Origin of the sequence: Corallococcus sp. bb12-1, assembly GCF_026626765.1 — a bacterium.
Classification (GTDB): domain Bacteria; phylum Myxococcota; class Myxococcia; order Myxococcales; family Myxococcaceae; genus Corallococcus; species Corallococcus terminator.
Map to the genome: position 1 here is coordinate 25,012 of NZ_JAPNJZ010000031.1, position 25,034 is coordinate 50,045.

Annotated in this window: 24 protein-coding genes; 18 read left to right on the forward strand and 6 right to left on the reverse strand. The window is 70.0% G+C overall.

From position 1 onward, the window contains the following. Nucleotides 1–13: 13 nt before the first annotated feature. Nucleotides 14–895, reverse strand: a complete 882-nt coding sequence (locus OV208_RS37540; protein ID WP_267578762.1) for an SDR family oxidoreductase — start codon at nt 893–895, stop codon at nt 14–16. Nucleotides 896–1,018: 123 nt separating this feature from the next. Between OV208_RS37540 and OV208_RS37545 the strand changes: the two genes are divergently transcribed. Then, nucleotides 1,019–1,741 (forward strand): TetR family transcriptional regulator, encoded by a 723-nt coding sequence (locus OV208_RS37545; RefSeq protein WP_267578763.1) that lies wholly within the window; start codon nt 1,019–1,021, stop codon nt 1,739–1,741. Between the two features lie 222 nt (nt 1,742–1,963). Here OV208_RS37545 and OV208_RS37550 read toward each other — a convergent pair whose 3' ends face one another. Continuing rightward, a complete protein-coding gene (locus OV208_RS37550; protein ID WP_267578764.1) occupies nt 1,964–2,782 on the reverse strand; it encodes a hypothetical protein in 819 nt (272 codons plus the stop codon). Between the two features lie 95 nt (nt 2,783–2,877). On the opposite strand from OV208_RS37550, the gene OV208_RS37555 reads away from it, so the two are divergent. Next, a complete protein-coding gene (locus OV208_RS37555; protein ID WP_267578765.1) occupies nt 2,878–3,768 on the forward strand; it encodes an MTAP family purine nucleoside phosphorylase in 891 nt (296 codons plus the stop codon). 107 nt (nt 3,769–3,875) lie between these two features. Then, nucleotides 3,876–4,925, forward strand: a complete 1,050-nt coding sequence (locus OV208_RS37560; RefSeq protein WP_267578766.1) for a YihY/virulence factor BrkB family protein — start codon at nt 3,876–3,878, stop codon at nt 4,923–4,925. A gap of 37 nt (nt 4,926–4,962) precedes the next feature. On the opposite strand, the gene OV208_RS37565 is transcribed toward OV208_RS37560, so the two are convergent. After that, the gene (locus tag OV208_RS37565) at nt 4,963–5,784 is read right to left on the reverse strand and encodes a M48 family metallopeptidase (protein ID WP_267578767.1); all 822 of its coding nucleotides are present in this window, start codon (nt 5,782–5,784) and stop codon (nt 4,963–4,965) included. A gap of 178 nt (nt 5,785–5,962) precedes the next feature. Between OV208_RS37565 and mutM the strand changes: the two genes are divergently transcribed. From mutM to OV208_RS37610, 9 genes are all read left to right on the forward strand, one after another. Then, a complete protein-coding gene (gene mutM / locus OV208_RS37570) occupies nt 5,963–6,853 on the forward strand; it encodes a bifunctional DNA-formamidopyrimidine glycosylase/DNA-(apurinic or apyrimidinic site) lyase (RefSeq protein ID WP_267578768.1) in 891 nt (296 codons plus the stop codon). 79 nt (nt 6,854–6,932) lie between these two features. Then, nucleotides 6,933–8,798: a TIGR04551 family protein gene (locus OV208_RS37575; RefSeq protein WP_267578769.1), complete on the forward strand. Its 1,866-nt coding sequence runs from the start codon at nt 6,933–6,935 to the stop codon at nt 8,796–8,798. A gap of 2 nt (nt 8,799–8,800) precedes the next feature. Beyond that, complete coding sequence (locus OV208_RS37580) at nt 8,801–9,016, forward strand: lipoprotein (protein ID WP_267578770.1); 216 nt, start codon at nt 8,801–8,803, stop codon at nt 9,014–9,016. Further along, nucleotides 9,013–10,254, forward strand: coding sequence for a diaminopimelate decarboxylase (lysA, locus tag OV208_RS37585; protein ID WP_267578771.1), 1,242 nt, complete (start codon nt 9,013–9,015; stop codon nt 10,252–10,254). Before OV208_RS37580 ends, lysA begins: the two co-directional genes overlap by 4 nt. A gap of 16 nt (nt 10,255–10,270) precedes the next feature. Further along, nucleotides 10,271–11,158 (forward strand): 4-hydroxy-tetrahydrodipicolinate synthase, encoded by an 888-nt coding sequence (dapA, locus tag OV208_RS37590; protein ID WP_267578772.1) that lies wholly within the window; start codon nt 10,271–10,273, stop codon nt 11,156–11,158. 53 nt (nt 11,159–11,211) lie between these two features. Next, entirely contained in the window at nt 11,212–12,030 is an 819-nt protein-coding gene (dapB, locus tag OV208_RS37595) for a 4-hydroxy-tetrahydrodipicolinate reductase (protein WP_267578773.1), read from the forward strand. Next, the gene (locus tag OV208_RS37600; RefSeq protein ID WP_267578774.1) at nt 12,027–12,794 is read left to right on the forward strand and encodes a fumarylacetoacetate hydrolase family protein; all 768 of its coding nucleotides are present in this window, start codon (nt 12,027–12,029) and stop codon (nt 12,792–12,794) included. Before dapB ends, OV208_RS37600 begins: the two co-directional genes overlap by 4 nt. Further along, nucleotides 12,791–13,330, forward strand: coding sequence for a 2-amino-4-hydroxy-6-hydroxymethyldihydropteridine diphosphokinase (gene folK / locus OV208_RS37605; protein WP_267578775.1), 540 nt, complete (start codon nt 12,791–12,793; stop codon nt 13,328–13,330). Before OV208_RS37600 ends, folK begins: the two co-directional genes overlap by 4 nt. Continuing rightward, nucleotides 13,327–14,694, forward strand: a complete 1,368-nt coding sequence (locus tag OV208_RS37610; RefSeq protein ID WP_267578776.1) for a tetratricopeptide repeat protein — start codon at nt 13,327–13,329, stop codon at nt 14,692–14,694. Before folK ends, OV208_RS37610 begins: the two co-directional genes overlap by 4 nt. Nucleotides 14,695–14,698: 4 nt before the next feature. On the opposite strand, the gene OV208_RS37615 is transcribed toward OV208_RS37610, so the two are convergent. Then, nucleotides 14,699–15,787, reverse strand: a complete 1,089-nt coding sequence (locus OV208_RS37615) for a KpsF/GutQ family sugar-phosphate isomerase (protein ID WP_267578777.1) — start codon at nt 15,785–15,787, stop codon at nt 14,699–14,701. Between the two features lie 155 nt (nt 15,788–15,942). Here OV208_RS37615 and fsa point away from each other — a divergent pair, with 155 nt between their 5' ends. Continuing rightward, nucleotides 15,943–16,596: a fructose-6-phosphate aldolase gene (gene fsa / locus OV208_RS37620; RefSeq protein ID WP_120585676.1), complete on the forward strand. Its 654-nt coding sequence runs from the start codon at nt 15,943–15,945 to the stop codon at nt 16,594–16,596. A 97-nt stretch (nt 16,597–16,693) separates the two neighbouring features. Here the strand turns inward: fsa and OV208_RS37625 are convergent, their stop codons facing one another. Then, nucleotides 16,694–18,679 carry a hypothetical protein gene (locus tag OV208_RS37625; RefSeq protein ID WP_267578778.1) on the reverse strand — a complete coding sequence of 662 codons (1,986 nt, stop codon included), beginning with the start codon at nt 18,677–18,679 and terminating at the stop codon, nt 16,694–16,696. 220 nt (nt 18,680–18,899) lie between these two features. Between OV208_RS37625 and OV208_RS37630 the strand changes: the two genes are divergently transcribed. From OV208_RS37630 to OV208_RS37640, 3 genes are all read left to right on the forward strand, one after another. Next, a complete protein-coding gene (locus OV208_RS37630) occupies nt 18,900–20,036 on the forward strand; it encodes an acyl-CoA dehydrogenase family protein (protein ID WP_267578779.1) in 1,137 nt (378 codons plus the stop codon). 162 nt (nt 20,037–20,198) lie between these two features. Further along, nucleotides 20,199–20,996 (forward strand): electron transfer flavoprotein subunit beta/FixA family protein, encoded by a 798-nt coding sequence (locus tag OV208_RS37635; protein WP_267578780.1) that lies wholly within the window; start codon nt 20,199–20,201, stop codon nt 20,994–20,996. 42 nt (nt 20,997–21,038) lie between these two features. Continuing rightward, the gene (locus tag OV208_RS37640; RefSeq protein ID WP_267578781.1) at nt 21,039–22,007 is read left to right on the forward strand and encodes an electron transfer flavoprotein subunit alpha/FixB family protein; all 969 of its coding nucleotides are present in this window, start codon (nt 21,039–21,041) and stop codon (nt 22,005–22,007) included. 107 nt (nt 22,008–22,114) lie between these two features. On the opposite strand, the gene OV208_RS37645 is transcribed toward OV208_RS37640, so the two are convergent. Further along, nucleotides 22,115–22,699, reverse strand: coding sequence for a cytochrome c oxidase assembly factor Coa1 family protein (locus OV208_RS37645; RefSeq protein WP_267578782.1), 585 nt, complete (start codon nt 22,697–22,699; stop codon nt 22,115–22,117). A 114-nt stretch (nt 22,700–22,813) separates the two neighbouring features. Here OV208_RS37645 and OV208_RS37650 point away from each other — a divergent pair, with 114 nt between their 5' ends. Together OV208_RS37650 and cax are read left to right on the forward strand one after the other, a co-directional pair. Beyond that, nucleotides 22,814–23,791: a GNAT family N-acetyltransferase gene (locus OV208_RS37650; protein ID WP_267578783.1), complete on the forward strand. Its 978-nt coding sequence runs from the start codon at nt 22,814–22,816 to the stop codon at nt 23,789–23,791. A 90-nt stretch (nt 23,792–23,881) separates the two neighbouring features. Continuing rightward, on the forward strand, nt 23,882–25,027 hold the full coding sequence (gene cax / locus OV208_RS37655) for a calcium/proton exchanger (RefSeq protein WP_267578784.1): 1,146 nt from the start codon (nt 23,882–23,884) through the stop codon (nt 25,025–25,027). Nucleotides 25,028–25,034 lie beyond the last annotated feature (7 nt).

A 25,034-nucleotide genomic window follows, 5' to 3' on the forward strand; every position in this document is an offset into this window, starting at 1 on the left:
GCCCTGACCTTCGTCAGGTGCCGTCAGTTGTTCGGCCCAACTGCTCGGCCAGCACCTCGCGCATGCCCGTCGGCGCGCGCCCGAGCAACTTCTGCAGTGTGGGATCGGTGGCCGCGAACTCGCCGTCGCGGCTCGCGCGGTAGAGGCCGAGCGAGATGGCCACCACATGTGCGGGCATGCCGGAGGCCTCAAGCTTCGCGCGCATGTCGTCCTCCGACACGGTGCTTCGACGGAGCGGACGCCCGAGGACGTTCGACGCGATGTCGCACAGGGTGCCGAAGTCGAGCGCCTGCGCTGCCGTGAGCGGCGGCGTCTGCCCGTCGTACCGGCCCTCGTCCGCCAGAATCACCGCTGCCGCCTCCGCGAGGTCGGCGTGCGTGGTCCAGGAGACCTTGCCGTCCGCGGGCGCCTCGAAGACCCCCGTCTTCAGGCCCCTGCCCAGCAGGAACAGCGCACTCTCCGCGTAGAAGCCGTTGCGAAGCGAGGTCCACGCCAGACCGGACTCGCCCAGCATCTGCTCCGTCGCCGCATGGTCGAGCATTGGGGGAAACGCCGACGAACGGCTCGCGGCCATGTGACTCGTATAGACGATGCGTCGCGCGCCCGCGGACCGTGCGGCGTCGATGGCGGCGCGATGTTGGGCAAGGGGATCGCCGCCATACGCGCTCGCATTCGACGAGATGATCAGCACCTGGGACGCGCCCTCGAAGGCGTGCTCCAGGCTCTTCGGATCCGTGAAGTCGCCCCTGCGCACCCGGACGCCGCGTGCCGCCAGCTCCTGCGCCTTCTGCACGTCTCGGACACTGACGGCGACCCGGTCCACCGGGACGCGGGTGACGAGCTGCTCCACGACAAGGCGGCCGAGCTGCCCTGTTGCTCCGGTCACGACGATCATCGAACGCTCCTTCCAGTAGCGACGGAAACAGGTTGGCGTTTCCGATGATAACGTAGCGATCGTTAACGCCGTTATCAAGTCGATGTTATCGGCGGTTCAGGGGGCGCGTGTTATTCCAGCCTGATGAAGGACCGCGAGAAGGTCGCTGCGGAAGATGCCGAGGGCCCCGATGTGCGCGCGCGCATCATCGCGGCCGCCGCGGAGCTCATCTCCTCTGGAGGTCCGGATGCCGCGACCACGCGTGCCGTGGCCGCCGCCGCGGGTGTGCAGGCGCCGACCCTCTACCGGCTCTTCGGCGACAAGCGCGGCCTGCTCGCGGCCGTCATCGAGCATGCGATGACGAGCTACGTGTCGAAGAAGTCCGCGCGCGTGCCGCACCCCGACCCGCTCCAGGACTTCCGCGATGGCTGGGACATGCACGTCGCGTTCGGCCTCAGCCATCCAGGGCTGTTCGCGCTCATGAGCAGCGATCCGGCGCTGGCGTCGCAGCCCTCTGCCGTCGGCGCCGGGGAGGAGGTCCTGCGGCGGCGCATCCGGAACATCGCGCGCGCGGGCCGGCTGCGGGTCAGTGAGGAGCGGGCGCTCGGCCTCGTGGTGTCGATGGGCACCGGGGCCGTGCTCACGCTCCTGCGCCAGCCCGAAGGGCAGCGCGACCTGGGACTCTCCGATGCCGCGCGCGAGGCGACCGTGGCGGCCATCACGAGCGAGGCGGCGACACCAGCGAACGCGGAGGTCCGCGCGGTGGCCTCGGCGCTGCGTGCCTCCATGGACCGGATCCAAGTCCTCTCAAAAGGAGAAAGCCTGCTGTTGAGCGAACTGCTCGAGCGCATCGCGGACGCCGAGTGACTCGCATCGCGCGTCCAGGTGTGGAGTCCCAAGAGTGGCTGGGACGCTAGCGCTGGAGGAGGTGTCGGGCTCCGTCTTGAGAAACCTGTCCGACTGTCGGACAGGTTTGGACGCTTCGTTCGCGGAGGTTCCACGGGAAGGGCCTGCGCGCATGGGGCCCCCCGAGCGCCACGGTGTCCTCGGCGGCTGGCGCGATGGGGCGCCGAATTTCTGGCGTCCTGCTCAGTCGCCGTTCGGATCCCAGTCGGAGATGTCCTTCTTCGGCTCCGGCGGCGGCTTCGGGCGCGGCGCTTCCACGGGACGGGGCGGGGGCGCCTTCCTCTCCACGGGCGGGAGCGGCGCGGGCAGGTCGTCGTCGGACGTGTTTCGGCTCGGCGCGGGTTCGGCCACCACGGGCTTCGGGGCGGGCTTGGGCGCGGGCGGCTCGTCGCGCGGCGGCGGCTCGGTGAACGCTTCGATGTCGGGCGCCTCGGAACGCGTGCGCTCCGGTGCCGGCTCGGGCGCCACGGCGGGGGAGGGCGGGGGCGGCGTGCGCGCGGGTTCGGTGGCGCGGGCCGGGACTGTCGCCGGCCGGGTGTTGCCCCGCACGGGCTTCTTCTCCGGCTCGTCCGACGCGCGGTAGGCCTTGCGCTCCGGGGGCGGCTCCGGCGGGTCGTCGTAGGCGTCTCGCGCGGGACGCTCGCGCACGGGCTTGTCGTCGTCGCCGAACGGATCCTCGTCGCGCTTGCGGTCCTTCTCTTCAATCTCCCGGAGCTTGGCGGCCTCCGTCTTCGACTGCCGACGCTCGGGCGCGGCCTCTGGCGCATCCCCGGCGCGGCCGTTCACCGCGTTGAACTTCCGGGCGCATTGGGAGCGCTGGGTCGTGCAGCCCTCGAAACAGCGCGTCAGCTTGCGGATGGCGCTGCTGTTGCCGCCGTACTCGATGGTGCAGTCCTCCTTGCACGCGACGGCGTCCTCCTCGCATCCCGGCGGGATGGGGGCGGCCAGGGCAGGGGTACCAAGCAGGAAGGCGAGGACGACGAGGCGCGGAAGAAGACGCATGGCAAATGTGAAAGCTACCAGTCTTCAGCGCTTCCCGGGGGAGGGCCCCGCGATATCGTCAGCCCCACGCCCGGCGCCCGGGCGAGAGGAGACGCATGCCGGCGGTCAAGGTGGGCATCATCGGGGGCCATGCCCTCTACCAGGCCCTGGGACTCCAGGGCCGGGGCGAGCACCTCACCATCGAGACGCCCTTCGGCCCCCACAGCTCGCCGCTCGTCGCCACGGAGCTGGAGGGCGTCAGCGTCGTCTTCGTCTCCCGCCACGGCCAGGGCCACGTCCACAACGCCACCCGCTCCCCCTACCGCGCCAACCTCTTCGCCCTGAAGGTCCTGGGCGTCACCCACGTCCTCGCCACCGGCACCGTGGGCAGCCTGCGCGAACACATCCAGCCGCTCCACCTGGCCCTGCCGGATCAGGTCATCGACCGGACCTACCGCCGCCCCTGCACCTTCTACGACGACGTCGCCGTGCACGTGGAGCTGGCCCAGCCCTTCTGCTCCACCCTGCGCCAGACGCTCAACGACGCCGCGCGCCACGGCGACACCGTGGTGCACCCCACTGGCACCTACGTGTGCATCGAAGGCCCCTCGCTCAGCACCCAGGCGGAGAGCCAGCTCTACCGCACCTGGGGCTGCGACCTGGTGGGTCTCACCGCGATGCCGGAGGCGCGGCTCGCGCGCGAGGCGGAGCTGCACTACGCCCTCATCGCGCTGCCCACCGACCACGACTCCTGGCGCCCCCAGCCCGTGGGCCAGGAACCCGAAGCCCTCCTGCCGCAGCTCGCCCAGCGCCTGGACGCCGTCACCGCCCACGGGGCCGCCCTGCTGCGTCGCGCGCTGCCCCGCATCGCCGGCACCGCGTCCCAGTGCCGCTGTGACACCGCGCTCGCGCTGGCCATCTTCACCGACCGGGCCCGCATCCCCGCCGAGGTGCGCTCCCGCCTGCGCCCGCTCCTGGGGCGCTACCTGCCGTCCGGCGTCGTCTAGCAACCGACACTGGATGGACCCCATGGCGAGCGCTCGGCCGGCTGGCTGCTGCCGAATGCCCGGACCGTTCGCACATTGGCTCCCCAATAGACCCGGAGGGGGACCACATGGGGCCACCACGGCTCAAGTACCTGACGTGGAGGGAGTTCGGCCGGCGCTTCTGGAAGGAGATTGAAGAGGACGCCGTCACCGACGTGGCGGCGCAGTTGTCGTACTACTTCATCTTCTCCCTGTTCCCGTTCCTGTTCTTCCTCGTCACGCTGGTGGCGTACCTGCCGTTCGCGCCCGGCGCCGTGGACGCGATGATGGACCGCATCCGGCCGCTGGTGCCCGGGGACGCGCTGGGCGTGGTGAGCCAGCACCTGACGTCCATCGTCGGCGAGACGCGCCCCAAGCTGCTCACGGTGGGTCTGCTCGTCGCGCTGTGGTCGGCCTCGCGCGGCGTGGATGCCCTGCGCAAGGCGCTCAACATGGCGTACGACGTGCCGGAGTCCCGGCCCTACTGGAAGACGCAGGCCCTGGCGCTGGCGGTGACGCTGGCGGGCACGCTGCTCATTCCCCTGTCCTTCGCCATCCTGCTCCTGGGCGGACGCGTGGGCGCGTGGATCGCGGACAAGCTGGCGCTCATCGACGAGTTCCACCTCGTCTGGTCCTGGCTGCGCTGGCCCTTCACCGCGGGGCTGGTGATGCTGATGCTGTCGCTCTGCTACTACCTGCTGCCGGACGTGAAGCAGCGCTTCAAGTACATCACCCCGGGCTCCGTGTTCGGCACGCTGGCGTGGCTGGGCAGCACCTGGGGCTTCACCCAGTACGTGGAGCACTTCGGCAAGTACGACGTCACCTACGGCTCCATCGGTGGCGTGGTGGTGCTCCTGCTGTGGCTCTACCTCTCCGGGCTCATCTTCATCCTCGGAGGGGAGCTCAACGCCATCCTCGAACACGCCTCCGTGAAGGGGAAGGCCAAGGGCGCGCGCGACTTCGGTCAGCCCGCGCCCCTGGAGCCACCCCTCAAGACCCCGGGCGCCGCGAAGAGCGCCAACAGCGCCCGCAGGACGCGGCTGGCCCTGTTCCGCAGGAAGCGCCGGGTGGCCGAGGGCAAGGACCCGGAGCCTCCCGGCTTCCTGCCCGACGGAAGCGACAACCCGCCCGTGCACTGAAAGGGGCCCGGGCGGGGCACGCCGCAGAAGAGGCCGACTACTTGGGCAGCTTCGCCTTGATGGCCGTCAGGCCGCCCGCGTCGTTGCGGCCGCCCTTGAGGCCCTGCTGCGCGATGATCTTCCGCAGGTGCGCGATGCGGTCCGCGTTGGTGGGGTGCGTGGACAGCCACTTGAGCACCGAGGGCTGTGAGCCCTGCATCTGCTGGAGCTTCTCGAAGAAGGCGATGAGGCCGTTCGGATCAAAGCCGGCCGCGGCGGAGTACTTCGCGCCGTACTCGTCGGCCTCCGTCTCCTCGCTGCGCCCGTGCGCCAGTTGGAGTCCGCCACCCGCCAGCTGCGCGGCGATCTGCGCGGCGGTGCCGGGGTTCTGGCCCAGCGCCACCTGGGTGATGGTCTGCAGGCCGTAGGCGTTCACCATCGCGCGCGCCGAGTGACGGCCCACCACGTGGCCCGCCTCGTGCGCCATGACGCCCGCCAGCTCCGCCTCGGTGTCCGCCGCGAGCAGCAGGCCCGTGTAGACGTAGAGGAAGCCGCCCGGCGTGGCGAAGGCGTTGACCGTCTTGGGGTCGTTGATGACGTTGACCTTCCACTTCACCCCGGAGCGGTCCTTGTTGGCCTGCGCCAGGATGGGGGCGGAGATGCCGCGCACGTACTCCAGCACCGCCGGGTCCTCCACGTACTTGATGTTCTCCTTCGTCTCCAACTCCTTCTTCACCTGGAGGCCGAGCTGGTTCTCCTGTTCGTCGGAGATGAACGCCTTGGCGATGGCCTTCTCCGCGCCGACGCGCTGCTTCGCGCAGCCGGTGGTGAGGCCCGAGGCCAGGGTGAGGGTCAGGATTGCGGTGGCCATCCGATGCATGGGCGAGTCGTCCCTTCGCTAACGAGGTGGTGGCGTGTCTGGCCCCTCGTAGTCACGCTGACTCGCCCCGGGCAAGCTCCTTCCCGGTCCCGTTTTCAACGGAGGAAAGAGGACACCCGGGCCCCCGACGCAGGGGAAATGCGCGGGGTGGGGGAACAGGTGCTATGTGCCCCGGTGGATGCCTGAGCTACCGGAAGTGGAGATCGCCCGGCGCAACCTCGTGCGCTGGTTCAAGGGCCACCGCATCGTGCGCGCGGAAGCGGACGCCACCCGCATCTTCCGGGGCGCGGAGTTTGCGCACTTCGCGAAGCTCACCGGCCAGGTGACGGCCCTGGAACGCAAGGGAAAGTACCTTCTGCTCACCCTGGAGGGAGGGAGGGGCCTGATGGCCCACCTGGGGATGACCGGGAAGTTCGTGCGCCGCCAGGAGGGCGAGCCTGTTCCCTACAGCCGCGCCCGCTTCCATCTGGAGGACGGCCACGTCGTCCACTTCTGTGATCCCCGCCTCTTCGGCCGGATGGAGCCCGCGCCGGCCCAGGGGCTGTGGGAGCTGGCCTCCGTGAAGGCCCTGGGGCGGGATCCGCTGACCGAAGGCCTCACCGGCCCCCAGCTCCAGGAGGCGGTGGGCAATTCGAAACAGGACTTGAAGGTGGCGCTGATGGACCAGGGGCGGATCGCGGGCCTGGGCAACATCCACGCGGCGGAGGCGCTCTTCCGCTCGGGCGTGCACCCGGCCCGCAAGCCCGCCTCCCTCACACCCCCGGAGTGGCAGCGGCTGGCCGAAGGGGTCCACGCCGCGTTCGATTTCGCCTTCAAGGAGCAGGAAGGCGAGGACATCGTGTACCTGGAAGAGCCGGGTTCCGTGAATCGCTTCCTCGTCTACGGGCGGGCGGAAGGCCCGTGCTCGAAGTGTGGAATGACGGTGGAGTCCTTCACCCAGGGTGGGCGCACCACGCATTTCTGTCCGAAATGTCAGCCGCTCCCCAAGGCCCCCGCCCGTCCTGGAAAGCCGCCGAAGAGGCCCTCGCAGGTCGTTGACGGAGCGAAGCCCCGCTCCCGTAGACGTTGACACCCCAGGGGGGCATGGCTTGAATCGCCCGCCCTTTACACCCGGCCGCGTCATGTCGTGGCCCCGGAGACCGTTGACCATGCCTCACGTCCTGCTGGCGGCGCTGCTCGTCGCCTCGTCCACGGCCACCGCGCAGACGCCGCCGGTGCCTGATGGTGGCTCGCCCGCCGCGGCATCCCAGGAGTCGGCTCCGGCCGATTCTCCTGCTCCCGCTCCCGCCGCGCCCGCTGCCTCCACCGAGGGCTCCGTCAGCCGCGAGGAGTTGGAGCAGCGGCTGGAGGCCACCCGCCAGGAGCTGCGCGAGGACATCCGCGCGCAGACGGCCACCCAGGCCGTGGCCAACAACAACGACTGGCAGGAGGAGTGGACGGAGGAGAAGCGCAAGCTGGAGCTGTTCACGCTCGACGGCTACCTGCGCGTGCGCCCCACGCTCTTCTACAAGTTCGACCTGGGCAAGCCCGCGCTGCCGGCCGGCACGCCCCTGGGCCGTCAGTTGTGGACGCGCTCGCCGCGCTCCGCCTCGGAGCAGACCCAGGCGGGCGCGAACATGCGCTTCCGCCTGGAGCCGTCCTTCAACGTCTCCGAGGACGTGCGCGTCAAGGTGCAGGTGGACGCCCTGGACAACATCCTGCTGGGCTCCAACCCGGACAGCGCCTACAGCGGCGACTGGCGCAACAACTTCACGCTCTTCTCGGAGAACCAGACCCCGGGCAACTCCGCCATCAACGCGTTCAAGGACTCCGTGCAGGTGCGGCGCGCGTACGGCGAGGTGACGACGCCGGTGGGCATCCTGCGCTTTGGCCGCATGGGCAGCCACTGGGGCGTGGGCATGCTGCGCAACGACGGCAACTGCCTGGACTGCGACTACGGCGACACGGTGGACCGCATCCAGTTCGTCACCGAGCCGTTCGCCGGCTGGTACGTGACGCCGATGCTGGACTTCAACTCGGAGGGTGTCTCCTCCGAGCGCACCAACTCCCTGGGCGAGCCGGTGGACCTCACCCAGTCCGATGACAGCCACAGCCTGGTGCTGGCCATCGCGCGGCGCGACACCGAGCAGCAGGAGCGCGCCAAGCTGGACAACAACCAGGGCGTGCTCAACTACGGCCTGTACTTCACCTACCGCACGCAGCGGTACGCGACGCTGGGGGACACGAGCGGCGTCCCCATCAACATCGACCCCGTGGTCAACGTCACCACCCCCACGTTCCTGCCGCGCGGCGGCACGATGTATGTGCCCGACCTGTGGTTCAAGTACGCGGAGAAGAAGTTCCGCATCGAGGCGGAGTTCGCGGCGCAGTTGGGCACCATCGACGGGCGCGCGCTGACGACGGCGGACCCGGCCTCCCAGTCGCTGCGCATCGCGCAGTTCGGCGGCGTGCTCCAGACCGAGTTCCACATCATCGAGAACAAGCTGCACCTGGGCGTGGAAGCGGGCTTCGCGTCCGGTGACAAGGCGCCGGGCTTCGGCAACTACCCGGGCCGCCAGGGCACCGGTTCGGACGGCAACACCGCGCCGGGCGACGTGGAAGGCCGGCAGTACCGCTGCGACACCGGCGGCTGCAGCGACAACGCCATCCGCAACTTCCGCTTCAACCGCGACTACCGCGTGGACCTCATCCTGTGGCGCTCCATCCTCAACGGCGTCACGGATGCGTTCTATGTGAAGCCGGGCCTCAAGTACTCCATCGCGGAGGGCTTCGACGTCTTCGGCAGCATCATCTACTCGCAGGCGTTCTACGGTGAGTCCACGCCCTCCTCGGTGAACAAGGGCCTGGGCTTCGAGGCGGACGTCGGCGCGCGCTACGTGACGGAGGACGGCTTCGTGGCGGGCATCGACTACGGCATCCTCTTCCCGCTCGCGGGCCTGAAGGACCTGAACCTGCCCGCGCAGGAGCTCAGCACCGCGCACGCCATCCGCGGCACGCTGGCCATCAAGTTCTAGCCATGCGCGGACCCCTTCTCCGGTTGTGTGTCGCCGCCGCCCTGACGCTGGGGCTGGTGGCGTGTGGCATCAAGGGCAGTCCCCACGCCCCCCGTCCGGCGCCGCCGCCCGCGCCCACCCTGGAGACGGTGCCCCCGCAGGAGCCGCCTCGGGGCGCCGTGGAGCCCTCTGGCCCCACGGTGCCGCCGTCCACCACGGACGCCGGGCCTCTGCCGTGACGGCCTTCGCGTATCGAAAGAGTTCGCTGCACGCGGAAGGGGTGCCCCTGTCGGCCATCGCGGACGCGGTGGGCACGCCCACCTACGTCTACTCCGCCGCGGCCCTCACGGAGCGCTTCCGCGAGGTGACGGAGGCGTTCGCCGGCCACCCGCACCTCATCTGCTATTCGGTGAAGGCCAACTCCAACCTGGCCATCCTGAAGCTCTTCACGGCGCTGGGCAGCGGCTTTGACATCGTGTCCGGCGGAGAGCTGGCCCGCGTGAAGCAGGCGGGCGGAGACGCCGGCAAGACGGTGTTCGCCGGCGTGGGCAAGACGCCGGACGAGATGGCCCAGGCCCTGTCCTCCGGCATCCGGCTCTTCAACGTGGAGAGCGCGGAGGAGCTGGAGGCGCTGGATGCCGTGGGGCGCAGGGCGGGCCGGCGCGCGCCGTTCGCGCTGCGGGTGAACCCGGACGTGGATGCCCGGACGCACCGCTACATCGCCACCGGCCTGAAGACGTCCAAGTTCGGCGTGCCCTTCGAAGAGGCGGTCGCCCTCTACGCGAAGGCGAAGAAGATGAAGGGCGTGCAGGCCCTGGGGCTGGACTGCCACATCGGCTCGCAGCTCACGCGCACGGCGCCCATGCGCGCCGCGCTCACCAAGGTGGCGGACCTCTACGTCACGCTCAAGGCGAAGGGCCACGCGCTGGAGTACCTGGACGTGGGCGGCGGGCTGGGCATCACCTATTCGGACGAAACGCCGCCCAGCCCCCAGGAGTACGCGCGCACGGTGCTCGCCGCGGTGAAGCCCACCGGGGCCACGCTGCTGTTGGAGCCGGGCCGGTCGCTCGTGGGCAACGCGGGCGTGCTGCTGACCCGCGTGCTGTACCGCAAGCCCACCGAGACGCGCACCTTCGTGGTGGTGGACGCGGGCATGAACGACCTCATCCGCCCGGCCCTCTACGAAGCGCACCACGCGCTCCAGCCCCTGGTGAAGCGCCGGGGGAAGGACGTGCAGGTGGACGTCGTGGGGCCGGTGTGTGAGTCCACCGACGTGCTGGCGAAGGGCCGCTCCCTGGTGCTCCCCCGCCAGGGCGAGCTGTTCGCCTTCATGAGCGCCGGGGCCTACGGCATGAGCATGGCTTCTACCTACAACTCGCGCCCCCGGCCGGCCGAGGTGCTGGTGGACGGGGAGGCCTGGCGCGTCGTGCGGGAGCGCGAGCGCGTCGAGGACCTCTGGCGCGGCGAGCGGGCCTGAACGTATAAGCGCCGACATGAAGACCTTCCAAGGCTCCATGACGGCGCTGGCCACTCCGTTCCTGAATGGGGCGCTGGACGAGGGGGCCTTCCGGGCCCTGGTCCGCGCCCAGCTTGAAGGTGGCACGAACGTGCTGCTGCCCATGGGCACCACGGGCGAAGCCGTCACCCTGGATTCGGATGAGCGCGCGCGCGCCATCTCCGTGGTGGTGGACGAGGTGAAGGGCCGCGTGCCGGTGGTGGCGGGCGCGGGCAGCAACAGCACGCGCGAAACCGTGGACTCCGTGCGCCGCGCGCGCGAGGTGGGCGCGGACGGCGCGCTCATCGTCACGCCCTACTACAACAAGCCCACGCAGGCGGGCCTCGTGGAGCACTACCGCGCCATCGCGAAGGCGCACCCGGGCTTCCCGCTCATCGCCTACAACGTGCCGGGCCGCACGGGCGTGGACCTGCTGCCGGAGACGGCGCTCAAGCTGTGCGACATCCCGGAGGTCGTGGCGCTCAAGGAGGCCACCGGCAACCTGGCGCGCACGGTGGACCTGCTGGAGCTGTGCGGTGAGCGGCTGACGCTCCTGTCCGGCGACGACTTCACGGTGCTGCCCTTCATCGCGTGCGGTGGCCAGGGCGTCATCTCCGTGTCCTCCAACGTGGCGCCCCGGATGATGGCGGACCTGGTGGCGGCGGCGCGGGGCGGCGACATCGCGAAGGCGCGCGGGCTCCAGGTGCGGATGAACGCGCTGCACCGGCTGCTCTTCGTCGAATCGAATCCCATTCCGGTGAAGTGGGCGCTGCACCTGATGGGCCTGTTCGGCCCGGAGGTGCGTCTGCCGCTCGTTCCCATGGGTGAGGCGAACGCGGCGAAGTTGAAGGACGCGCTCGCCCACCTGGGCCTGTTGAAGGGCTGAAAGCGGCCCCACGCCGTCCCCCCGTTGTCCGTTGCTCCTGGAGCACACGCGCCATGATCCGCACCGTCATCACCGGCAGCACCGGCCGCATGGGCAGCACCCTCCTGCGCCTGGCGCGCGACGCGAAGGACCTCCAGGTGGTGGCCGCCACGGTGCGGCAGGGCAGCCCGGTGGCGGGGCAGGACGCGGGGCTCGCGGCCCGTCTGGGCGCGGCGCTGGACGTGCTGCTGATGGACGACCTGGACCGCGCGCTGGAGTTCTCCAAGGCGGACGTCGTCGTGGACTTCACCGGCCCCGAGGCGAGCCTCGCGCACGCGAAGACGTGCGCCGCGCGCGGCGTGCCGCTGGTGGTGGGCTCCACGGGCTTCTCCGAGGAGGACACCGCGAAGCTCCGTGAGTCCGCGCGGAAGGTGCCCATCGTCGCGGCGCCCAACATGTCCGTGGGCGTCAACCTGGTCATCCAGATGGCGGCGCAGCTGGCGCGCGTGCTGGGGCCCTCGTTCGACGTGGAGGTGCTGGAAGCGCACCACCGGATGAAGAAGGACGCGCCCAGCGGCACCGCGCTGAAGCTGGCGGAGGTGCTGGCGGAGAGCCTGGGGCGCACGCGCGATGACGTCACGTTCGTGCGCGACGGGCAGACGGGCGCCCGGCCCCCGGGTGAGATTGGCGTGCAGGCGCTGCGCGGCGGGGACGTGGTGGGCGAGCACACCGTGTATTTCTTCGGCGACGGGGAGCGCGTCGAGCTCACCCACCGGGCGACGAACCGGGACCAGTTCGCGCAAGGGGCGCTTCGGGCCGCGCGGTGGGTGGCGCGCCGGGCGCCGGGGCTCTATGACATGGCCGACGTGCTCGGACTCCAGGGGAAGACATGACCGCCCGTTACTGCCGCTTCCAGGTCGATGGCCGCTCCAGCTACGGCCGCGTCGACGGTAACGAGGTGGTGGTGCTCACCGCCGCGCCGTGGGCCGGGGGCAAGGAGACGGGGCTGCGCCGGTCGCTCAAGGGCCTGACGCTGCTGGTGCCGTCGGACGCGTCGAAGGTCGTCTGCATCGGGCAGAACTACCGCAAGCACGCGGAGGAGATGGGCAAGCCCGTCCCCACCGAACCGCTCATCTTCACCAAGCCCTCCACCTCGCTCAACGGCCCGGGCTCGCCCATCCGCATCCCGAAGGCGAGCCAGGAAGTGCACCACGAGGCCGAGCTGGCGCTGCTCATCGGCGAGCGCGTGAAGAACGCCGACGAGGCCACCGCCGCGCGCGCCATCTGGGGCCTCACCGCCTTCAACGACGTCACCGCGCGCGACATCCAGCGCAAGGAAACCCAGCACACCCGCGCCAAGGGCTACGACACCTTCGCCTGCGCGGGCCCGTGGGCCGTGACGGGCCTGTCCCCGGCGGACCTGCGGGTGGTGTGCCGGGTGAACGGACAGGTGCGTCAGGATGGCCGCACGTCCGACATGGTGTTCAGCCCCGCCCGCCTGGTGTCCTTCATCTCCCACATCATGACGCTGCTGCCGGGCGACTTGGTGAGCACGGGCACCCCGTCCGGGGTGGGCGTGCTGGTGGCGGGGGACACGGTGGAGGTGGAGCTGGAGGGAATCGGAACCCTGGTGAATCCGGTTGAGATGGAGCCTTGAGTGCGACCGTCTATGTAGGTCTGGGTTCCAACGAGGGCGACCGTGAGGCCCACCTCGTGGCCGCCCTCTCCGCGATGTCCTGCATCGACGCGGTGGCGGTGCTGGGCTGCTCGTCGCTGTACGACAGCGCCCCGGTGGGCCCCGCGCAGCCGCGCTTCCTGAACGCCGTGGTGGCGCTGGAAAGTGAGCTGTCCCCGCAGCGCCTGCTGTGCATCCTGCAGCGCATTGAACAGGACCTGGGCCGCCGCCGCCTCCAGCACTGGGGGCCGCGCACCATCGACCTGGACATCCTCCTGTGGGACGAGGAGGACCGCTCCGTGGTCGCGGATGCCAACCTCCAGGTGCCCCACCTGGAACTGCACAAGCGCCGCTTCGCACTGGAACCCCTGTCGGAGCTGGCCCCCCGGGCCCGGCATCCGGTGCTGGGCGTGACGGTGCGGGAGCTGCTCGCGAAGCTCGCCCCCCAGGACGTCCGCAAGCGCGAGGCCCTCTGCTGGCCCGACGTGGGCGCCCGTTTCCCCGTGCACGAACTATGAGCCTGTCCCTCGCCCTGGCCACGGCCGCGCTGCTCGCGGCCGAGCCCTCCCCCCTGCCTCCCGGTCACCCCACCATCCCGCCCGGCACCCAGGCGTCGCCCACCACCGGGGCCCCGGGTGCGGCCGGAGCCCTGCCGGAAGGTCACCCGACGATGCCCGCGAGCGCCCCCGTGGCGCCCGGCGCGCCGCTGCCGCAGGGTCACCCGCCGGTGTCGGACGCCAACAAGCTGCCGCCGTCCGCCGAGGAGCTGATGAAGCAGCTCGACTCGACCGAAGGCCTGCGCGAGCGGGAGAAGACCTTCGAGATCGCCTCGTCGCTGGGCAAGCTCTACTACACGAACGGCCGCAACGCGGAGGCGCTGTCCTACCTGGCGCAGGCGCAGGCCCAGTCGGACGGCGTGCGGACGCGCTTCCTCGCGCTGAAGAAGAAGCTGGGCAAGACGCCCCTGCTGTCGCTGTCCGAAGCGAACTGTGGCTTCACGCCGGGCCAGACGCTGGACGCGATGGACGCGGCGGTGCAGGCCCGGGCGAAGTCCGGTGACACCGCGGGCGCCGCCACCTGCGCGCGTGCTTCGCTGGAGCCGGTGCTGGACGTGGAGCTGTTGCGCGGCAACGCGCTGTACCTCCAGGGTGACAGCGTCGCGTCACTCAAGGCCTACGCGCGCGTGCTGGAGGTGGAGCCGCGGCATGCGGAAGGGCTCTTCAGCCACGCGTCGCTGCTGTTCGAGACGCAGGGGGAGAACCTCCCCGCGCTCAAGTCCGCGCGCGAAGGCTTCGACGCGCTGGTGGCGGCGCATCCGCAGTCGCCTCGCGCGCCCATGGCCCGCGAGCTGAGCCAGCGCATCGAGGAGACGGTGAAGGCCGGGGGCCGCCAGAAGTGGCTCGCGTCGCGCGCCGAGGACCGCCGCGTGCGCCTGTCGCAGGGGCAGGCGCAGGCCGCCGCGCTGCCGTCGGACGCGCCCCGCCCGCTGACGCCGGAGATGGTGGACGCGGTGAAGAACACGGAGCGCACGCCGGAGCTGGAGGCGGGCCTCGCGAAGCTGGTGGACGAGGGCGAGGAGCACCTGGCGCGCGGCCGCTACCAGGAGGCCCTGGCCAACTACACCCGCGTGGTGCCCTTCCAGCCGGAGAACGGGCGCGCGAAGGCGGGCATGGCGTGGGCGCTGGTGGGCCTGGGCCGTCCCATGGGCGCGCGCGTGTGGAGCGTGGCGCTGCAGGGCGACGCGGGCGCGGTGGAGAAGCTGGGCGACACGCTGCTCGCCAAGGGCGACGCCAAGGGGGCCAAGGCCCTCTGGGAGAAGCTGTCCCAGGACGTGCCCAACTACCCGAACAAGGCCGCGCTCCAGGCGAAGCTGTCGCAGTAGCCGCCTAGACGAACTTCGCGGCCAGCAGGTCCTGGACGTCGAGCAGGCCCACCGCGCGGCCCTCGACGTCCACCACGGGCAGCTGGTCCACCTTCAGCTCGCGCATCTGCGCGGCGGCGGTGAGCACCAGCGTGTCCGGGGTGATGCAGCGCGGGCGCTTGCCCATCACCTGGCGCACGGGCACCTCGAAGTCCTGGTGCCCCTTCTCCACCAACCGGCGCAGATCCCCGTCGGTGAAGATGCCCTCCAGCATCCCGTCCTTGTCCACCACGCACGCGGCGCCCGGCCGGCCCGGCGTGTTGGTCATCACCACCACCGCCTGGGACAGCCGCGCGGTGTCCAGCACCAGCGGGTTGGCGCGGCCGGTGCGCATCAGTTCGAAGACGCGCAGCACGGAGCGCCCCAGCTTCCCGCCCGGGTGCAGGAGCGCGTAGTCGTCCCGTCCGAAGGGCCGCGAGCGGAGCAGCGTCATCGCCAGCGCGTCACCCACCGCGTGCAGCGCGGCGGTGGAGGCCGTGGGCACGAGCCCCATGGGACACGCCTCTTCGATGCGGCCGATGTCCAGCACCACGTCCGCGCCCTTCGCGAGCGCGCTCTCCGCGTCCCCGGTGAGCGCGACGATGGGCGTGCCCATGCGCTTGAACAGCGGCAACAGCCGCAGCAGCTCCTCCGTGCTGCCGCTGTTGGACAGGGCGAGGATGACGTCGCCTGGGCCCACGCGGCCCAGGTCGCCGTGCACGGCCTCCGCGGGGTGCAGGAACACGGAGCGCACGCCGGTGGACGCGAGCGTGGAGGACAGCTTCTGGCCGATGTGGCCCGCCTTCCCCATGCCCGTCACCACCACCTGTCCCGTGCACTCGCGCACCAGGTGCAGCGCGTGCAGGAACGCATCGCCCAGCCGTCCGGTGACGCCGAGGATGGCGCGCGCCTCCGCCTCCAACACGCCGCGCGCGTACGCGAGTGTGGCCTCCGCGTCAGCGTCCCGGGCGCGGGTGCGCGCGGGGGCGGGCGCGGCGGCGGAGACAGCGGACGCGCGGCCGGGCAGGGCGCGCAGGCGGGGCTTCTTGGCGGTGGAGCGGGGAGCGCGGGCCATGGGCTTTGGCGGCTACCTCTACTCCAGCCTTCGCCCGGGTGGCCATCCTTGACGCATGGGGGGGCATCGGCTACGGCCTGCTCGCCCGGCCGCCCGCGGCCGCAAGAGGCTCTGCCGCACCACCTGCTGCACCACTTCAGGATCGAGGGGACGGAATGAAGTTCTTCATCGACAGCGCGGACGTCGAGGAAATCCGCAAGGCCCACGCGATGGGCTGCGTGGACGGCGTCACCACCAACCCGTCGTTGCTGGCCAAGGTCGGCCGCGGGCTGGAGGAGACCATCCGCGAAATCTGCTCCATCGTGGACGGCCCCATCAGCGCCGAGTGCGTCTCGCTGGAGGCCCCGGAGCTCATCAAGGAGGGGCAGACCCTGGCGAAGATCCACGACAACGTCGTGGTGAAGATTCCCATGGGCGTGGAGGGCATGAAGGCTGTCAAGGCGCTGACCGCCGAAGGCATCCGCACCAACGTCACGCTGTGCTTCTCCGCCAACCAGGCCCTGCTGTGCGCCAAGGCGGGGGCCACGTACGTGTCGCCCTTCGTGGGCCGGCTGGACGACATCTCCCAGGACGGCATGGAGCTCATCGCCCACATCCTGGAGATCTACCAGAACTACGACTTCACCACGCAGGTGCTGGTGGCCAGCGTGCGCAACCCCGTGCACGTGCTCCAGGCCGCGCGCCTGGGCGCGGACGTCGCCACGCTGCCCTACAGCGTCATCACCCAGCTGGCGAACCACCCGCTCACCGACAGCGGCATCAAGAAGTTCCTCGCGGACTGGGAGAAGGTCCCCAAGCAGGGCAAGTAGTCCGCTGCTGCTTCGCATGACGCACGACGGCCGCCGGACTCCCTTCTTTCGGGAGCACGGCGGCCGTCCTGCTTCCTGCCGGGGGCTGTCCCGACGATTACTGAACGGTCAGGGGACGGCTGACGGTGAGCGGCGAGTTGCGGGTGTTGCTGAACACCACGTTCACCTTGCCCACGGACGCGGGCGTGGTGCCGGTGGCGCCGTTGAGGCGCAGGGTGGCGTCGTTGCCGTCCCGGAACCCGTTGATGGTGTAGCGCCACTGGCAGCGGGCCTTGGAGGCCACCGCCTCGCTGACGGGCTTGTTGATGTCGCACGGCCCCACGTCCTTGTAGCCCGGCTGTCCGGCGGCGGGCTCCACCTCGCGGCGCTCATGCGTGATGGTCATGCCGTAGGTCCGCGCGTTCAACGAGGAGTCCCGCTCGGTGACGGTGACGGTGCCCTTGCTGGTGGTGACACCCGCGGTGATGGTGGCCGTGTCCGGCGACAGCTGGTTGCCGAAGGGGTCCGACACGCGCACGGAGAAGGTCTGCTCCCCCTGCTTGGGGATGTCGAAGCCTGCCGCGCCGGGGTCCGGAAAGAACGTGACGATGGGCGTGCCCACCACCGACGAGAAACCCGAGTACACGACGTGGGTGGCACGCCACAGCTGCGTGTCACCATCCCAGCATCCGTTGGGGCCATCCCAGACCTTGTTCGGCTCGGCGCGCTGGCCCGTGGTGCAGTCCAGCCGCTCGGTATCGATGAAGCTCTCGCCCGAGTCCCACTGGCCATTGTCATTGCTGTCCACGAAGGGCTCGGGCAGGTCCACGAACCACTCGCCCGGATCCCACTTGCCGTTCTTGACGCCATTGGAAGCACCGGAGCCGTCGTAGAAGGCTTCCTCACCCGGCGTGACGGCGATGATGGTGACCAGCATGTCACGCGGGTTGTTGCCGCCGTGATCCGGCTCGCCTTCCAGCGGGCTCACCTGCTGCGGCGGCCAGCGGCCCGCCGTGTAGAACTTCGTGGTGACCAGGCCCGGCGCCTGGCTCGTGGGAGGTGTCGACTTGTCCACGGTGCCCACCTCCGCGAAGAAGCTCGCCTGAGGGTTGACGGTCACCGGCTTGTTGAACCGGTCGGTCAGCTGCACGCTGCACGCGGTGTTCAGGTCCGTGCGGGGCGGCGTCTCCGAGGCGTTGGCGGCCAGGTTGATCTGGGTGCACTGCACCGCCAGGTGTTCATCCGAGGCCCGCAGACCGATGATGGAGATGTCCTTGGCTTTGCCCGACAGCTTCGTGCCCTTCACGGTCACGGTCGCCTGAACGGAGGCGAAACCCACTTCGTTGCCAGACTGGAGCGTGGTGCTGACCTGCCCCGTGCTGTCGGTGGTGCCGGAGATCGGCTCCAGGGTGGTGCCGGCCGCGCCCGTCACCGTGAAGTCCACCGCCACGTTGGCCACGCCGACGCGGTTGAGGTTCAGCACCTTGAAGGTGACCAGGGTCGACGTGTCGACGTTGGACGACAGGATGTTCAGCTTGTCCTTGGTGGAACTCACGAATGTGACCTCCGCGGGGTCGCTCACGACGATGCCGCCGTCCGTGCCCGCGTCCGTCGTGCCGCCGTCCGGCTTGGTGCCCGCGTCCGTGCCCGCGTCCACCTTGGTGCCGCCGTCCGTGCCGGCATCCGTCTGCGTGCTCGCGGGCCTGACGGTGACGCGGGTGGTCTTGTTGATGCCAGCCCAGGTGCCGGTGATGGTCACGTCGCCGGTGCAGCCCACGTCGAGCGCCTTCTCACAGCGGAACGTCGTGCTCGCCTTGCCGTCCACCAGGGTGAACGTCTGGGCCTTGGAGCCGCCCGTGGCGCTCTCGGTGTCGACCAGGCCCGCCGCCGCGTCCAGGTAGAACGATCCCGTGCCGGGGTTGCCATCCTTGTCGGTCGCGGTGATGGACAGGGTGCTCGTCTGTCCGTCGTCGCTGATGGCGGCCGGGCTCGGCGAAATGCGCAGCACCGGCTCCAGGGGCTCGTCAGGGTCTTCGTTACCCGGACAGGCCGTCAGACCGAGGGCCAGCATCAGCGTGCCAGCGAATTTCAATGATTTGTGCATGTGGGATTACCCCCCTCCAGGGATAGGTCCTTTTAGTTGAAAGGTCCCCTGCTGCACAAACGGACAGCGGGACGGACGGGGGCCGCCGGGCATCCTTGAGGACCCCCAGGGGACGTGGAGCCTGTCGCTTTATTCACGCCTCGGGACTGGCGGTCCGGCGACGGGAGCGGTATGGCAGGAAGACGCGTTGATATTTGAATCAACCCATAGGATCCGCCCCATGGAATTCCAGCTCACCGAGTCCCAGCGCGCGTTGCAGGATGCCGCTCGCAAGTACGCCCGCGAAGTGGTGCGCCCCAAGGCCGCCCACTACGACGAGACCTCCGAATTTCCCCGCGACCTGTTGTCCACGGCCTTCGAACTGGGCCTGCTCAACATGGCCATCCCGTCCGAATATGGCGGTGGCGGCCTGTCGCACCTGGAGCAGGTCATCGTCTGCGAGGAGCTGGCGTGGGGCTGCGCGGGCGTGGCCACGTCCATCATCGCCAACGACCTGGCCAACCTGCCCATCATCCTGCACGGCACGGAGGACCAGAAGAAGCGGCTGCTGTCGGAGTTCGGGCAGAAGCTGAAGTTCAGCTCCTTCTGCCTCACGGAGCCCAGCGCGGGCTCCGACGTGGCGGCCATGAGCACCACCGCGCGCCGCGAGGGTGACGAGTACGTCCTCAACGGCACCAAGTGCTTCATCACCAACGGCGGCTACGCGGATCAGTTCACCGTGTTCGCCACGCTGGACAAGGGCAAGAAGCACAAGGGCATCACCTGCTTCGTCGTGGAGGGCCGGCCCCAGGGCGTGTCCACCGGCAAGCACGAGAACAAGATGGGCCAGCGGGCCAGCAACACGGTCACCGTCAACTTCGACGAGGTCCGCGTCCCGGTGGCCAACCGCATCGGTGAGGAAGGGGAGGGCTTCAAGGTCGCGATGGCGACGCTGGACAACAGCCGCCCGCTCACCGCCAGCCTCTCCGTGGGCATCGCGCGCGCGGCGCTGGAGTACTCGCTGGAGTACTCGGCCCAGCGACACACGTTCGGCAAGCCCATCCGCGAGCACCAGGGCGTGCAGTTCATGCTGGCCGACATGGGCATGAACACCCACGCCGCGCGCCTGCTCACCTGGGAGAGCGCCTGGGTGCTGGATGAAGGACAGCGCAACACCCTGCAGTCCAGCTATGCCAAGTGCTTCGCCGCCGACATGGCCATGAAGGTCGCCACCGACGCCGTGCAGGTCTACGGCGGCTATGGCTACATGAAGGACTACCCGGTGGAGAAGCTGATGCGCGACGCCAAGCTCATCCAGGTCTACGAGGGGACGAGCCAGGTGCAGCGGCTGGTCATCGCCAAGGAACTGTTCAGGTAGAAAAGCAAAACTGCGCGCGGTGGGGCTTTCAAGTTGCCGCCGCGCTGTACGGATGTCTATTACTCCGGCCCTGATGCGCGGCGCGTCAACCTGACGCCGCGTCCCGGTGCCTCAAGCAGCCGACCCACTTTTCAAGCACTCCCCACAGAGGAGAAGCCCGCCGTGAAGATTCTCGTCACCGCCAAGCGCGTGGAAGACCCTGAGTCGAAGATCAAGGTGAAGCCGGACGGCTCGGACATCGTGAAGGAGGGGCTGAAGTACAAGATCAACCCCTTCGACGAAATCGGCGTGGAAGAGGGCCTGCGCCTCGCGGCCAAGCACACCGGCGAGGTCGTGGTGGTCTCCATCGGCGGCAAGGAGGTGCAGGAGCAGCTGCGCCACGCGCTGGCCATGGGCGCCAACCGCGCCGTGTGGGTGAACCACACGGGCCCGCTGGATCAGCTGGGCATCGCGGGCCTGCTCCAGAAGGTCGCGGAGAAGGAGAAGCCGGACATCGTCCTGTTGGGCAAGCAGTCCATCGACGATGACCAGAACCAGGTGGGCCAGTACCTGGCCGAGTTCCTGGGCTGGGGCCAGGCCACGTTCGCCTCCAAGGTGGAGTCGCTGGAGAGCGCCGAGGAGAAGAGCAAGGCGCCCGCGGTGGTGCTGTCCGCGGACAAGAAGAGCGTGCAGGTGGTGCGTGAAGTGGACAACGGGCTCGCCACGCTGGAAGTGCAGCTGCCGGCCATCGTGACCACGGACCTGCGCCTGAACCAGCCGCGCTACGCGAGCCTGCCGGGCATCATGAAGGCCAAGAGCAAGCCCATCGAGGAGCTGACGCCGGCCGGGCTGGGCGTGGACGTGGCGCCGAAGATCCAGGTGCTGAAGCTGTCGGCTCCCCCGGCGCGCAAGGCGGGCATCAAGGTGCCGGACGTGGCGACCCTGGTGGAGAAGCTGCACAACGAGGCGAAGGTCGTCTGACCGCGCATCCCATCCATCCCTGAAGATTCCGGAGACAGACACATGTCCATCGTCCTCATCGTCGCCGAACAGCAGCCGGACGGGAACCTGCGCAAGGCTTCCCTCAACGCCATCGCCGCGGGCAAGCAGCTCGCGGAGAAGTCGGGCGGAGAGCTGCACCTCGTCCTGTTGTCCAAGGACCCCTCGAAGGTCGCCGGGGAGCTGACCGGCACGGGCGCCAAGGCCATCCACACGGCCGCCGCCCCGGAGTTCGAGCACTACCTGGCGGAGGTCTACGCCCCCGCCATCGCCGCGCTCGCGCAGGAGCTGAAGGCCACCTTCATCGGCGCGGCCTCCACGGCGCAGGGCAAGGACCTCTTGCCGCGCGTCGCCGCCCGGCTGAAGGCCGCCATGGCCACCGACATCACCGCCATCAACGGCGGTGGCGCGGACATCACCTTCTCGCGCCCCATGTGGGCCGGCAACGTGTTCGCCGAAGTGAAGCTCAACACGCCGGTGCAGGTCATCAGCATCCGCGCCACGGAGTTCTCGGCCGCCATCACGGGGCAGAACGTCTCCGCGGAGGTGAAGACCTTCCAGCCGAAGCTGGAGGCCAGCAAGACGAAGTTCATCAGCTTCAACGAAGTGAAGAGCGCGCGTCCGGAGCTGACCGAGGCGAGCGTGGTGGTGTCCGGCGGTCGCGGCACCAAGGGCGACTTCAAGGAAGTCGAAGCGCTGGCGGACCTGCTGGGCGCCGCGGTGGGCGCGTCCCGCGCGGTGTGCGACGCGGGCTGGGTTCCCAACGACTACCAGGTCGGCCAGACGGGCAAGGTCGTCGCGCCCAAGCTGTACATCGCCGCGGGCATCAGCGGCGCCATCCAGCACCTCGCCGGCATGAAGAGCTCCAAGACCATCGTCGCCATCAACAAGGATCCGGAGGCGCCCATCTTCCAGGTGGCCGACTACGGCCTCGTGGACGACCTCTTCAAGGTCCTGCCCGCGCTGCGCGAAGGCATCCAGAAGCTGAAGTAGGCCGCCGCTTCCGAAGCGGACGGTGAAGCAAGCGAAGGGCGCGTCGGGCCGGGAGGGCATCCCCGGTCAGCGCGCCCTTCGTGCGTTCTCCAGGTCCTTCGTGCGCTCTACAGGTCGATGTCGCTGTCGCGGCCGGGCTGCTTGTCCGGCGGCGGGAGCGGGGCGGAGGGGGCCCGGGGCTCCACTTCGCCTTCCGGGGCCTCTGGCTCATGGGGGTCCAGGTCCTCCGGCAGCGCGTCCGGCGCGTCGTCGGGTGCCTCCGTGTCCAGCAGGTCCACGCGGCTGCCGTCCGTGAGCTCCACGTACAGGGTGCGGAAGGTCCACGACTCGCCGTTCTTGTCGGCCACGGCATGCAGGGTGCCGTCCGCCTTGGGGCCGTCCAGCGGGACGACGAAGGACGCGTGGGTGCGGCCGTTGGTGGTGCTCACCTGGGTGTTGCTGGGGAAGCCCGGCTTGAAGGGGGTGCCCAGCGCCTTCTGCACGTGCGGATCGTCCTGCGCCTGGGCGAGCGCGTCCGTGTACGCGCCCATGTCCCGGAAGGACGTGTAGCCATAGCCGATGGCGATGGCGGCGAAGCACACGCAGGAGCCCATCAGGCTCAGGCAGCCCACCGGCACGGCCCACTTCCAGTTCCGGTTCCACCACCCCTGGCGGGGCACGGGCGCGTAGTCACCCTCGGGCATCGTCGGCATGGGCCCTCCTGGCCTTGGCGTCGGGCCGTGTCATAGCTGGTTCCGGACGAAGCCGGGGTGGAGCATGTGTCACGGAACCTGTCGCCACGGCGCCTTCATGACAGAGTGTCCGCCATGCCCTCTGGTGGCGTCTCGACGGCCGAGCTCGCGGACCTGCTTGCGGCGCTGCCCTTTGGCCACCGGCTGTGGGTGCGCGGCATGGGGCGGAGCCTCTATCCGCTCCTGCGCAGTGGGGACGCCGTGCGCCTCTTGCGCTGCGGGCCGGAGCGGCTGGCGCGCGGGGACGTGGCGCTGGTGCGGCATGGGCCCCGGCTGGCCGCCCAGGTGGTGCTCTCCACCCAACCCTGGGTGACGGAGCCGCTGCTGGGCGGGCCCCACGCACCGGGAGGGGAGCTGGTGGGACGGGTCATCGCGCTCAAGCGCGGGAAGATGGTGCTGCGGCTGCCCCGGCCCACCCGGCCGGCGCTGTTCCTGACGCAGCGGGCCCTGTCCGGCGTGTGGACGCAGCCCGCGGCCCGCGCGGTGTTCCGGCACCTGCGCGACCTGTTCTCCGGGTGGACGAAGCCCCTGCGCCGCCACTTCGTGGGGCCGGTGGAGATAAGGCTGGTGCGCCAGGACGACCTGGACGCGCTGCTCGCCTTCGCCACCGAGCGGCTGGTGGTGTCCGGCGCCTTCCTGCGCCGCCAGCTGCGCGACCGCTGGGGTCTTCCGGCGGAGCGGCGCGTGGGCGGGGCGGCGGGGGCCTTCGACGCGCAGGGGCGCCTGTTCGGCTTCGCCTGGGTGGATGACTACCGCCAGGAGGGGCTGGCCCTGGGAGGCCTCTGGGTGCGCTCGCTGGTGGTGGCGCCCCGGGTGCGGCGCATGGGGGTGGCCACCGCCCTGGTGCGCTGTCTGGTGGAGGAGGCCCGACGCCAGGGGGCGGACCGCGTCCACGCGGACATCGACGAGGACAACACCGCGTCGCTGCGGACGTTCTCGGGCCTGGACTTCCAGCCCGCGCCGGCCGCGCTGACCACCTCGACCAACCAGCAGTGGGACGCGGCGGGCGGCAGCAAGCGCCTGGTCGTGCTGGTGCGTGTGCTTTCAGCGTGAGCGCGGGCCGGGGGGTTGCGCTCCTCCGGACCCTGGGCCAAAAGCACCCCCGTCCCGTTCCCCCCGCATCTCTCGCTGGCGAGGCACCTCGTGAGCACCCCTGCGTCCGTCACCCCTTCGTCTCCTGGCACGACGCCGCCCGCCGCTTCACCGGACGGCGAAGGCAAGGGGGGCTTCAACGTCGACCACCTCTTCCTGGGCCTGCTGGCGGTGTTCTTCCCGCTGGCCGTCGCGTCGCACTTCTTCTTCCCGGGCACGTGGACGTTCGTCCTCTGCGCCATCGCGCTCGTCCCGCTGGCGCGCCTGATGGGCGAGGCCACGGAGGTCATCGCGCACAAGCTGGGCAGCGGCCTGGGCGGCCTGATGAACGCGTCGTTCGGCAACGCCGCGGAGCTCATCATCGCGCTGGCGGCGCTGCGCTCCGGCCATGCGGACGTGGTGAAGGCGTCCATCACCGGCGCCATCCTGGGCAACCTGCTCCTGGTGCTGGGCGCGGCCATCCTCGCGGGCGGCCTGAAGTACCCCCGGCAGACCTTCAACATGACGGCGGCGCTGTCCGGCTCCGCCATCATGTTCCTGGCGCTCACCGCCATGACCATCCCGGACCTGTTCCATGCGGTGCGCGGGCCGGCCGCGGAGCCCGTGCTCTTCCCGATGTCGGTGGCCATCTCCGTCATCCTGCTCATCGTCTACGCGCTGTCGCTGCTCTTCTCCCTGAAGACGCACGCGCACCTGTACGCGGGCGAGGAGCACGGCACGCCGGAGGAGATGCCCACGTGGACCCCGAAGAAGGCCAGCATCGTCCTCTTGGCGGCGACCGTGGGCGTGGTGGTGGTGGCGGAGTTCCTGGTGCACGCCATCGAGCCGGCCATCGCCACGTTCGGCTTCACGCACACCTTCGTGGGCGTCATCATCATCGCCATCATCGGCAACGCGGCGGAGCACTCCACCGCCATCCTGATGGCGCTGAAGAACAAGATGGACCTGGCGTTCAACATCGCCTTCGAGTCCTCCAAGCAGATCGCCCTCTTCGTCGCGCCGGTGCTGGTGCTGGTGTCCATCCCGCTGGGCCAGCACCTGACGCTGGAGTTCAGCCACATGGAGGTGGCGGGCATCGCCATCGGCACGGGCGCCGCGGCGCTCATCGCGCTGGATGGCGAGTCCAACTGGCTGGAGGGCGTGATGCTGCTGGGCGTCTACGCCATCCTCGGCGTCGCGTTCTTCTTCATCCCGTAGGAACCCG

Excerpts from the sequence above, each read along its gene's own strand:
- OV208_RS37550 (WP_267578764.1), bottom strand. The coding sequence starts at position 2,782 with ATGCGTCTTCTTCCGCGCCTCGTCGTCCTCGCCTTCCTGCTTGGTACC.
- OV208_RS37600 (WP_267578774.1), top strand. The coding sequence starts at position 12,027 with ATGACCGCCCGTTACTGCCGCTTCCAGGTCGATGGCCGCTCCAGCTAC.
- OV208_RS37580 (WP_267578770.1), top strand. The coding sequence starts at position 8,801 with ATGCGCGGACCCCTTCTCCGGTTGTGTGTCGCCGCCGCCCTGACGCTG.
- fsa (WP_120585676.1), top strand. The coding sequence starts at position 15,943 with ATGAAGTTCTTCATCGACAGCGCGGACGTCGAGGAAATCCGCAAGGCC.
- OV208_RS37560 (WP_267578766.1), top strand. The coding sequence starts at position 3,876 with ATGGGGCCACCACGGCTCAAGTACCTGACGTGGAGGGAGTTCGGCCGG.
- OV208_RS37545 (WP_267578763.1), top strand. The coding sequence starts at position 1,019 with ATGAAGGACCGCGAGAAGGTCGCTGCGGAAGATGCCGAGGGCCCCGAT.
- dapA (WP_267578772.1), top strand. The coding sequence starts at position 10,271 with ATGAAGACCTTCCAAGGCTCCATGACGGCGCTGGCCACTCCGTTCCTG.
- OV208_RS37565 (WP_267578767.1), bottom strand. The coding sequence starts at position 5,784 with ATGCATCGGATGGCCACCGCAATCCTGACCCTCACCCTGGCCTCGGGC.
- OV208_RS37615 (WP_267578777.1), bottom strand. The coding sequence starts at position 15,787 with ATGGCCCGCGCTCCCCGCTCCACCGCCAAGAAGCCCCGCCTGCGCGCC.
- OV208_RS37610 (WP_267578776.1), top strand. The coding sequence starts at position 13,327 with ATGAGCCTGTCCCTCGCCCTGGCCACGGCCGCGCTGCTCGCGGCCGAG.
- OV208_RS37630 (WP_267578779.1), top strand. The coding sequence starts at position 18,900 with ATGGAATTCCAGCTCACCGAGTCCCAGCGCGCGTTGCAGGATGCCGCT.
- mutM (WP_267578768.1), top strand. The coding sequence starts at position 5,963 with ATGCCTGAGCTACCGGAAGTGGAGATCGCCCGGCGCAACCTCGTGCGC.
- OV208_RS37640 (WP_267578781.1), top strand. The coding sequence starts at position 21,039 with ATGTCCATCGTCCTCATCGTCGCCGAACAGCAGCCGGACGGGAACCTG.
- OV208_RS37625 (WP_267578778.1), bottom strand. The coding sequence starts at position 18,679 with ATGCACAAATCATTGAAATTCGCTGGCACGCTGATGCTGGCCCTCGGT.
- OV208_RS37555 (WP_267578765.1), top strand. The coding sequence starts at position 2,878 with ATGCCGGCGGTCAAGGTGGGCATCATCGGGGGCCATGCCCTCTACCAG.
- OV208_RS37645 (WP_267578782.1), bottom strand. The coding sequence starts at position 22,699 with ATGCCGACGATGCCCGAGGGTGACTACGCGCCCGTGCCCCGCCAGGGG.
- OV208_RS37650 (WP_267578783.1), top strand. The coding sequence starts at position 22,814 with ATGCCCTCTGGTGGCGTCTCGACGGCCGAGCTCGCGGACCTGCTTGCG.
- dapB (WP_267578773.1), top strand. The coding sequence starts at position 11,212 with ATGATCCGCACCGTCATCACCGGCAGCACCGGCCGCATGGGCAGCACC.
- OV208_RS37540 (WP_267578762.1), bottom strand. The coding sequence starts at position 895 with ATGATCGTCGTGACCGGAGCAACAGGGCAGCTCGGCCGCCTTGTCGTG.
- OV208_RS37575 (WP_267578769.1), top strand. The coding sequence starts at position 6,933 with ATGCCTCACGTCCTGCTGGCGGCGCTGCTCGTCGCCTCGTCCACGGCC.